Genomic DNA, 889 nt, shown 5'->3' on the forward strand with positions numbered 1-889 from the left:
AACAAAAAAATCCCAGCTCAACAGCTGGGATCGTTCTTATCGGGTAACTAACGAATATCAAATAACCAAAGCACAAAGCCGACTAGAAATCCAGATGTACTGACTTTCAAGTACATACTAATGTTGCTACTAATGAAGTGGAAAATTTCTTTTCCACCTCCAACCCAATAGCCAAGTGTTGCAGCTAGTATGCACATAAAAAATATGAAGAGAAAAAAAGAACAAGATAAATACAACAAAGCTAATATAGACTTATTTTTTTTCATCTTGTTGCGCCTTATCTTTTATAGCTTTCCCCATGCTATCGTTAAATATACCTGATGTTACTGAATCACCAACGTTACCAGCCACTGATGGAATTGAACTTTGTTTCACAGGCTTTGTAATTGTCCAAATCCCGATTGGTTCCCATTCAAGTTGCTTCGATATTGGATTGAGAATCTTCTCCATTGGGATTTTCAGAACATTACCAGCCGCATATCCGACACTGGCTCCGCCTTTACTTATTATTGCATTCAAGAAAGGATCATCTCCTTTGATTTCTGCGGTGTAATAGCCGCCTACTGCATTCCAGGTAACGGTTGGGTTATAATCTTTCCCTGCTGTGATAGCGCCGATAACACCTGCTCCAATTACATCAGATAACTTCACTTCTCCTGTTGTGCCATATTGAATAGCTGCATTTACACCACTGGTGACGCCTGCCGCAAGTAGCTGCTCTTTCCCTTTCGCCCCCTGAATGATTGCCTTTGCACCAAAGATCATTACAGGCCATGAAGTTGGATCTAAGGCGACAGCGGCAACTCTGTTAGAAGTGGTAATATTATCCTTCAAAAACTGCAAATCCTTACCATTCAAATACTGCACTATCTTGATGGCGTCGGGATCT

The 889-nt window shown here is 40.7% G+C and carries 1 protein-coding gene; it reads right to left on the minus strand.

The genetic code is table 11. The annotated features are described in order from the left end of the window. Nucleotides 1–252 precede the first annotated feature (252 nt). Nucleotides 253–889, minus strand: a 637-nt coding sequence (locus EAE93_RS24925) for a hypothetical protein (protein ID WP_250151186.1), incomplete at its 5' end; no start/stop codon positions are given.

This window comes from Photorhabdus akhurstii (assembly GCF_018448925.1).
GTDB classification, from domain to species: Bacteria; Pseudomonadota; Gammaproteobacteria; order Enterobacterales; family Enterobacteriaceae; genus Photorhabdus; species Photorhabdus akhurstii.